Annotated in this window: 7 protein-coding genes; 3 read left to right on the top strand and 4 right to left on the bottom strand. The window is 63.9% G+C overall.

Annotated features, from left to right (window positions below; translation table 11 throughout):
• Nucleotides 1-141: 141 nt before the first annotated feature.
• From LPZ50_RS18505 to LPZ50_RS18490, 4 genes are all read right to left on the bottom strand, one after another.
• Nucleotides 142-915, bottom strand: coding sequence for an ABC transporter permease (locus LPZ50_RS18505; RefSeq protein WP_230663446.1), 774 nt, complete (start codon nt 913-915; stop codon nt 142-144).
• Nucleotides 912-1,910 (bottom strand): ABC transporter substrate-binding protein, encoded by a 999-nt coding sequence (locus LPZ50_RS18500; protein WP_230663444.1) that lies wholly within the window; start codon nt 1,908-1,910, stop codon nt 912-914. Before LPZ50_RS18500 ends, LPZ50_RS18505 begins: the two co-directional genes overlap by 4 nt.
• Nucleotides 1,911-2,009: 99 nt before the next feature.
• Nucleotides 2,010-2,768 (bottom strand): ABC transporter ATP-binding protein, encoded by a 759-nt coding sequence (locus tag LPZ50_RS18495; protein WP_230663442.1) that lies wholly within the window; start codon nt 2,766-2,768, stop codon nt 2,010-2,012.
• A 372-nt stretch (nt 2,769-3,140) separates the two neighbouring features.
• Nucleotides 3,141-4,745, bottom strand: coding sequence for an ABC-F family ATPase (locus LPZ50_RS18490; RefSeq protein WP_230663440.1), 1,605 nt, complete (start codon nt 4,743-4,745; stop codon nt 3,141-3,143).
• A gap of 314 nt (nt 4,746-5,059) precedes the next feature.
• On the opposite strand from LPZ50_RS18490, the gene LPZ50_RS18485 reads away from it, so the two are divergent.
• The 3 genes from LPZ50_RS18485 to LPZ50_RS18475 all read left to right on the top strand — a co-directional run.
• Nucleotides 5,060-6,184: a TRAP transporter substrate-binding protein gene (locus LPZ50_RS18485; protein WP_230663438.1), complete on the top strand. Its 1,125-nt coding sequence runs from the start codon at nt 5,060-5,062 to the stop codon at nt 6,182-6,184.
• Nucleotides 6,185-6,310: 126 nt separating this feature from the next.
• Complete coding sequence (locus tag LPZ50_RS18480) at nt 6,311-6,934, top strand: TRAP transporter small permease subunit (RefSeq protein ID WP_230663436.1); 624 nt, start codon at nt 6,311-6,313, stop codon at nt 6,932-6,934.
• Nucleotides 6,931-8,038: TRAP transporter large permease subunit (locus tag LPZ50_RS18475; RefSeq protein ID WP_230663434.1), on the top strand; the 1,108-nt coding region annotated here is incomplete at its 3' end. The genes LPZ50_RS18480 and LPZ50_RS18475, both read left to right, overlap by 4 nt.

The following is an 8,038-nucleotide window of genomic DNA, read 5'->3' as shown; positions in this document are numbered from 1 at the left end:
GCGCCGTCGGGCGCCGCCATGGCCGGCTGCGCGGCGGGCAGCGCGCCGGCCATGGCAGACATCAGCGCCGCATGGCGGAAGAAACGTAGGCAGGATAAGCGGCGCGTCATGGCTTGCGGCGGGCCGCGGCCCGCCTTCTCTTTACACGTACTGGTACCGCAGCAGGCGATGCTTCAGGTTTTCCAGGATGAACTGGTCGATCAGCGCTGCCAGGATGGCGATGACCAGGATGTTGGCCATGACCCCCGTCATGTCGGCGATTTCGCCCGAATACGCCAGCGAACGGCCCAGGCCCTGGCCGAAGCCGATCAGCATTTCGGCCGAGATCAGCGCGCGCCAGGCATTGCCGAAGGCCAGTTGCGCACCGGTGATCAGCTCGGGCATGACCGCCGGCAGGTAAACGCGCTTGATCAGGCCCCAGCGCGTGGCGCCCATGACGCGGGCCGCCGACACATGCACGCGCTGCACCGATTCCGTGGCGTTCATCACGCTGAGCGCGGCCGGAAAGAATGCCGCCAGGGCCACCACGACGATGATGGGCGTATTGCCGAAACCCATCACGATCAGGAACAGCGGCACCCAGGCAATGGAGGGAATCGACTGCAGGATGACGATGGCGCTGCGCAGCACTTCGCGAAAGAAATACAGCACCGCGGCCACCAGGCCGAAACCGATACCGGCCAGCAGCGCCAGGCCATAACCGGCGCCCAGGCGGCCCAGCGTACCCACCAGGCTCTGGTGGAACTCGGACTGCCCCAGCTCCTGGACCAGCCGCGCGGCCACGGTGGGCACGCCCGGCATCAGGAAATCGGGCAGTACCCATGCGGCCGCCTGCCACAGCAGGAAAATGAAGGCAATGCCCAGCACCCCGGCAAGGTGCTTGCGCAGGCCTGTTACGCGGGTAGATGAGCTCAAAGTTTGCGCGCCTCTTGCCACGACAGGTCGACGATGCCCGACACGTCGTACGGCTTGCCGTCACGCGTCTTCAGCGAGCCCTGGGCCTGCAGGATACCGGCGATTTCCTGCATGCGCGCGGTGTCCTTGTCGGTGAGTTTGGCGGTGAATACCTGGGTCTTGATGGCTTCGGTAATCACGGTTTCACGCGGCAGCGCGCCGCGCTCGAGGGTTTTCAGCGTGGGCTCGGCAATGAAATACGACGCGATCAGCTTGGAAGCCTGCTCGGGGTTCTGCTGCAGCAGGTCGATGGCGGCCTTCTGCGCGTCCAGGGCTTTCCAGACTTCGTCCTTGCGCTTGTCCAGCACGTCGCCCGAGGTGATCACCACCATGCAGGGGAACGGCCAGGCCTGGCCCACTTCGTAGATCTGCTTGACCGGCGCCACCAGTTGGGCAATGCGGTCGTACGGTTCGAACAGGAACGCGGCGTCGACGCGCTCGCCCACCAGCGACTGCACCGCCACAGCGGGGCTCACACCCATGATGTTGACGTCCGAAGGCTGCAGATTGCCTTCTTTCAGCACCACGCCCTTGAGCACCACGTCGGCCGTGCTGCCTTCTTTTTGCGAGGCCAGGGTTTTGCCCTTGAGGTCGGCGATTTTGTCGATGCCGGCGTCGTTGCGCACCACCAGCGAATGGTAGCCCTGCTGGGCTCCGCCCACCACCTTCAGGTCGGCGCCCTTGGACGCCCAGGCCACCGCGTTGGTAAAGCCCAGCACGCCGATATCGGCCTGGCCGCCGATGATGGCCTTGATGAGGTCGGTGCCCGACTTGAACTCGATCAGTTCGGTATCCAGGCCGGCCTTTTTGTAGAACTCGCCCTCTTGGGCCACGATGGCCTGGGCATCGTCCATGACCCGCAGATAGCCGACCCGGAATTTCTCGGCGGCCATGGCCGGGGCCGCCGCCAGCAGCGCCGCGGTGAGCGGCAAGGACAGCCATTGCTTCAGTTTCATGGTGTGCTCCAGTGCGTAAACAGGGATTTATAGGTATGAGGACCGTGGCGGGCCTGCCTGGCGGTCGGCCAGGCGCGTGTCCGCCGCGGCCGGAAAGGATCAGGCCGCCAGGGCGACGTCGCCGTCGGCCACCTGGATGCCCAGCAGGCCCAGGATTTCCCGCTTTTCGCCGGCCAGGTCGGCCAGGTCGTGGGTTTTGCGGCGATGCTTCAGGTTGAATTCGCGCAGCACCCGGGCCGGGCGCGGGCTGAACACCACGATGCGGTCGGCCAGGAACAGGGCCTCGTCCACGTCGTGGGTCACCAGCAGCACCGAGGGCTTTTCCTGTTCGATCAACTGGCGCAGCACGTCCTGCAGGCTGAGACGCGTCAGGGCGTCCAGCGCGCCGAAAGGCTCGTCCATTAGCATGGTCTTGGGCTGGGCGATGAAAGCGCGCGCCAGCGCGGCGCGCTGGCGCATGCCGCCCGACACCTGCTGGGGAAAATACTGCTCGAAGCCGGCCAGGCCCACGCGCTCCAGCCAGGCCATGGCTTTTTCACGCGCCTCGGCCTTGGGAACATTCTGGAATTCCAGGGCCAGCGCCACGTTGTCGCGCAGCGTCAGCCAGGGGTACAACGCATGTTCCTGGAACACCAGGGTGCGGCTGGGATGAGGCCCGGATACCGGCTTGCCGTCGGCCAGCACCTGGCCTTCGGTGGGCATTTCCAGGCCGGCGGCCATATGCAGCAGCGTGGATTTGCCGCAGCCCGAGGGGCCCACCAGGGCCACCAGTTCACCCGTCTTGAATTCGCTGGAAAAACCGTCCACCACCTGCAAGTTACCGAAGTTCTTGTGGACGTGCTCGAAGGTAAGGTTCATAGGGCGGGCCCGCGCGCGGAAAGCTTGAAAATGGACAAGCCCTAATCTAACAACCTGTTATATGAACCCAAACTATATTTTCATAATGCGTTAAGCACTTTTGGTTATATAGTCATAAGAGACTGGCCCGCCGCGACGCGAAGGCCGTGTCGGTATTTGCACCGCGCGATGCACGGCCGCGCGGAATAAAACGGGTGCAGCTTGACCGGGGACGCCGCGGAGCCGGCTTTGCCGGTCCGCCAGCGTCGCCCCCTTGAGGGGATGAGCCCGGACACGGAACAGTCCTTGAGGACTGTTCCGTGCCTGGCGAATCCGAGCGGCGTGCCAGCCGCGAGGTGGAAAGCGCGCAGCGCTTCGGGGGTGGGATGTCTCTTAGGCCTCGATGCCGCGCGAGGTCAGGTAGTCTTCGTAGCCGCCGCGGTAATCGACGATTTCGCCGGTGGGCAGGATCTCGATGACCCGCGTGGCCAGGCCCGACACGAATTCGCGGTCGTGCGATACGAAAATCAGCGTGCCCTGGTATTTTTCCAGCGCGAACTGCAGCGACTCGATGGATTCCATGTCCAGGTGGTTGGTGGGCTCGTCCAGCAGCATGACGTTGTGGCGGCCCAACATCAGGCGGCCGAATGTCATGCGGTTTTTTTCGCCGCCCGACAGCACCTTGGGCGCCTTGGGCAGGTCATCGGCCGAGAACAGCAGCCGCCCCAGCACCGAGCGGATGGACTGGTCGTCGTCGCCCGGCTGGCGGTAATCGCCCATCCAGTCGAACAGATTCACGTCGGTTTGCAGGAACTGGTCGGACACATCCTGGGCCATGTAGCCCAGGTCGGCGTTGTCGGACCACTTGATGGAACCGGAATCCGGCGGCAGGTCGCCGGCCAGCATGCGCAGCAGCGTGGTCTTGCCCACGCCGTTGGCGCCGATGATGGCGATTTTCTCGCCGGCATCGATCATGGCGGAAAAATCGCGGATGACGGGCGCGTCATACGATTTCGACAGCTTCTCGATGGTGGCCGCCAGGCGGTGCATGACCTTGTTCTGCTCGAAGCGTATGTATGGATTCTGGCGCGACGAAGGCTTCACCACGACCTGCTCGGCCTTGATGCGGTCGATCTGCTTCAGGCGCGAGGTGGCCTGGCGCGACTTGGACTTGTTGGCGGCGAAGCGGCGCACGAAGTCTTGCAGCTCGGCCACGCGTTCCTTGGCCTTGGCGTTGTTGGCCACCAGGCGCTCGCGGGCCTGGGTGGAGGCCAGCATGTAGTCATCGTAGTTGCCGGGGTAAATACGGATTTCGCCGTAGTCCAGGTCGGCCATGTGGGTGCACACCTGGTTCAGGAAGTGGCGGTCGTGGCTGATGATGATCATGGTGCTCTGGTAGCCATTGAGCACGTTCTCCAGCCAGCGGATGGTGTTGATGTCCAGGTTGTTGGTGGGTTCGTCCAGCAGCAGCACGTCGGGATTCGAGAACAGCGCCTGGGCAAGCAGTACGCGCAGCTTCCAGCCGGGGGCAATTTCACGCATGGGCAACTGGTGCTGGTCGACGCCGAACTCCAGGCCCAGCAGCAGTTCGCCGGCGCGGGCTTCGGCGGTGTAGCCGTCGTATTCGGCGAACTTGGCTTCCAGTTCGGCCGCGCGCATGTAGTCGTCTTCAGTGGCCTCGGGGTTGGCGTAGATGGCGTCGCGCTCGGTCATGGCGGCCCACATTTCGGTGTGGCCCATCATGACGACGTCGAGCACGCGCAGGTCTTCGAAGGCGAACTGGTCCTGGCGCAGCTTGCCCAGCCGCACCCCAGGCTCGAGCGACACGTTGCCGCCCGAGGCTTCGAGGTCGTCGCCGATGATCTTCATGAAGGTCGACTTGCCCGAGCCGTTGGCCCCGATCAGGCCGTACCGGTTGCCTTCCCCGAACTTGACGCTGACGTTCTCGAAAAGGGGTTTCGGGCCGAACTGGATAGTGAGATTGGCGGTAGAGATCACGGCGGTTGTGTAGTGGCTTGGCGCGTCGCACGGACGCAGGGGTAAACCTGATAGTGTACCAAGACCCTCTTGCAGCCGCCCGATCTGCTTCAGGCCTAAAACATTCCTGCAAGGGATGACCATACGGGTTATTCCCGAGCGTCAGACAATTGTCAGGACGTGTTCCACACGGTTTAATCCTGTTGCGGCCTCCTAATTATTCATTATGCGTCCCTGACGCGGCCGCCTGCTTCATGCATTGCGCTTTGTTTTGCTGCACCCACAAGCTGTTCATAACAAGTTGGTTCATGCAGTCATACCGGAGACAACAAGCCATGCAACACGCCACATCCTCCCGCCGCCGTTTCATTGCCGGCGCCTCCGCCGTCGCTGGGTCCGCGGCGCTGGGGTTTCCCGCCATCACCCGCGCCCAGGGTTCGCCGATTTCCCTGCGCTTCCAGAGCACCTGGCCTTCCAACGACATTTTCCACGAGTTCGCGCAAGACTACGCCCGCAAGGTCAATGACATGGCCGAGGGCCAGTTGAAGATCGAAGTGCTGCCCGCCGGCGCGGTGGTGAAGGCTTTCGACCTGCTGGACGCGGTGTCGGCCGGCACGCTGGACGGCGGCCACGGCGTGGTTGCGTACTGGTACGGCAAGAATACCGCCGTGGCCCTTTGGGGGTCCGGCCCGTCTTTCGGCATGGATGCCAACATGCTGCTGGCCTGGCACGAATACGGCGGCGGCAAGGAACTGCTGACCGAAATCCAGAAGGCCATGGGCGTGAATGTGGTGTCGATGATGTACGGCCCCATGCCCACCCAGCCCTTCGGCTGGTTCAAGAAGCCGGTTACCAAGTCCGAGGACGTGAAGGGGCTGAAGTTCCGCACGGTGGGCCTGGCCATCGACATGTATTCGGCCATGGGCGCGGCGGTGAACGCCCTGCCCGGCGGGGAAATCGTGCCGGCCCTGGACCGCGGGCTGCTGGACGGCGCCGAATTCAACAATGCCTCGTCCGATCTGGCGCTGGGCTTCCCAGATGTATCCAAGATCTGCATGCTGCAGAGCTTCCACCAGAGCGCCGAACAGTTCGAGATCCTGTTCAACAAGAACAAGTACGAAACGCTGCCCAAGCACCTGAAGCACATCCTGGCCTATGCCGCGCAGGCCGCCAGCGCCGACATGTCGTGGAAGGCCGCCAACCGCTATTCGGCCGACTACATCAAGCTGCAGAAAGAGCACAACGTCAAGTTCTACAAGACGCCCGACGCCATCCTGCAGCAACAACTGAAGATCTGGGACGCCATGATCGAGAAGCGTTCGGCCGAGAACCCCTTGTTCAAGAAGGTACTGGATTCCCAGCGCGACTTCGCGCAGCGTACGGGACGCTGGCACAACGATGTGTCGGCCAACTTCCGGATGGCGTTCAACCACTACTTCGCGCGCAAGCCGGCGGCCTGATTCCCGCCGGTTGATGTACCGCCGCGGCCTACCCCACCCGCCCTTCCGGCGACGGACAGATGTTCCGCCGCCGCGGGCGGGTGCGCCATTGCCGCCGCCACTTACTCCTGATCTGGATCGCGCCCGATGCTCAAGCTGATACGCATGGTGGACCGTCTGTCCACATTCGTGGGCCAGGCTTTCGCCTGGCTGATTGTGATACTGACCGTGCACATATGCTGGGAAGTGTTGAACCGCTATATCTTCAATACCCCCAGCGCCTGGGCGTTCGACCTGCAGCTGATGTACTACGGCGTGCTGTTCATGATGGCGGGCGCCTACACCCTGGCCAAGAACGGCCACGTGCGCGGCGACATCCTGTACGGCTTCCTGCCGCCGCGCGTGCAGGCCGGGCTGGACATCATCCTGTATATCGCCTTCTTCGTCCCCGGCGTGGTGGCCATGGTGTGGGCGGGCTGGTATTACGCCGGAGAATCCATCGCCATACGCGAGCATTCGTCGCTGATGGCGGACGGGCCGCCCATTTACCCCTTCAAGGCGTTTATTCCCGTCGCGGGTGCCTTCCTGCTGCTGCAAGGGCTGGCCGAGATCGCTCGCTGCGTGCTGTGCCTGCGCAACGGCGCCTGGCCGGCGCGCGCCGATGACGTAGAGGAAGTGGACGTGGACAAGCTCAAGGAAATGGTGCACGTCAAGGACGAGGACATCGCCCGGCTGGACCGCTACGTGACTGACGAGGAGAAGGCCAAATGAAGATCCACAAGGCACTGTGGTTTGGCCTGAGCTGCATCGGCATCGTGCTGGCGATGATAGGCTTCCTGATGCCCTGGCACGACATCACCACCGGCCACTTGGGCCTGCTGATGCTGGCGCTGATCGTGGTGGCGATCATGCTGGGGTTTCCCACCGCCTTTACCCTGATGGGAATGGGCGTGTTGTTCACCTTCCTGGCCTACTACCTGCAAAATGCGGATGCCCAGCAGTCGGTCAGGCAAACCCTGGACCTGATGGTGCAGCGCACGTATGCCACCATGACCAACGACGCCTTGATCTCGGTGCCGTTGTTCGTGTTCATGGGCTATCTGGTAGAACGCGCCAACCTCATCGAGAAACTGTTCAGGTCCATGCACCTGGCATTGGCCCGCCTGCCCGGCGCGCTGGCCGTGGCCACGCTGGCCACCTGCGCGATATTCGCCACCGCCACCGGCATTGTGGGCGCGGTGGTCACGCTGATGGGCCTGCTGGCCATGCCGGCCATGCTGAAGGCCGGGTACAGCGTGCGGCTGACGGCCGGCTCGATCACGGCGGGCGGATGCCTGGGCATTTTGCTGCCGCCCTCGGTGATGCTGATTGTGTACGGCGCCACCACCGGCGTGTCCGTGGTGCAGTTGTACGCGGGCGCCTTCTTTCCCGGCCTGATGCTAGCCGGCCTGTATGTGCTGTACGTGATGCTGGTGGCGAAGCTGCGCCCCGACGTAGCGCCCCCCCTGACAGCCGAGGAACGGCGGATCGCCCTGCCCGATGGCGCCCAGGCCTTGTCCGGCCAGGGCTATACCCATGCCATGACCGGCATGCTGGCCGCCATGTTCAAGGGCCGCCGCAACAGCGCCGTGTCCATGGGCTTCCTGTCGCGCCACATGGCCCTGGCGCTGGCGCCCCTGGTGGCCTTTGCGGTGCTGACGGGGTCCGTGTATTACATGGTGACCGAGCCGCCCGTGGTGTATGAGATCCCGGACGAACTGCGCCTGGGCGGCGGCGGCGATTACGACAGCGGCCTGGCCGAGCCGCCCATGGAGGGCGGACTGGCCGAGCCCCCGGCCGAAACCGGCCTGGCCGAACCGCCCGGCACGCCCGACG

Origin of the sequence: Bordetella petrii (assembly GCF_020991325.1) — a bacterium.
Lineage (GTDB): Bacteria > Pseudomonadota > Gammaproteobacteria > Burkholderiales > Burkholderiaceae_B > Bordetella_A > Bordetella_A petrii_E.
The sequence above is the reverse complement of the archived record's forward strand: the minus strand, read 5'-3'. Positions and strand labels throughout refer to the sequence as shown.

Bases quoted from the DNA above. Each gene is read 5' to 3' on its own strand.
- LPZ50_RS18480 (WP_230663436.1), top strand. From the start codon at position 6,311: ATGCTCAAGCTGATACGCATGGTGGACCGTCTGTCCACATTCGTGGGC.
- LPZ50_RS18500 (WP_230663444.1), bottom strand. From the start codon at position 1,910: ATGAAACTGAAGCAATGGCTGTCCTTGCCGCTCACCGCGGCGCTGCTG.
- LPZ50_RS18485 (WP_230663438.1), top strand. From the start codon at position 5,060: ATGCAACACGCCACATCCTCCCGCCGCCGTTTCATTGCCGGCGCCTCC.
- LPZ50_RS18495 (WP_230663442.1), bottom strand. From the start codon at position 2,768: ATGAACCTTACCTTCGAGCACGTCCACAAGAACTTCGGTAACTTGCAG.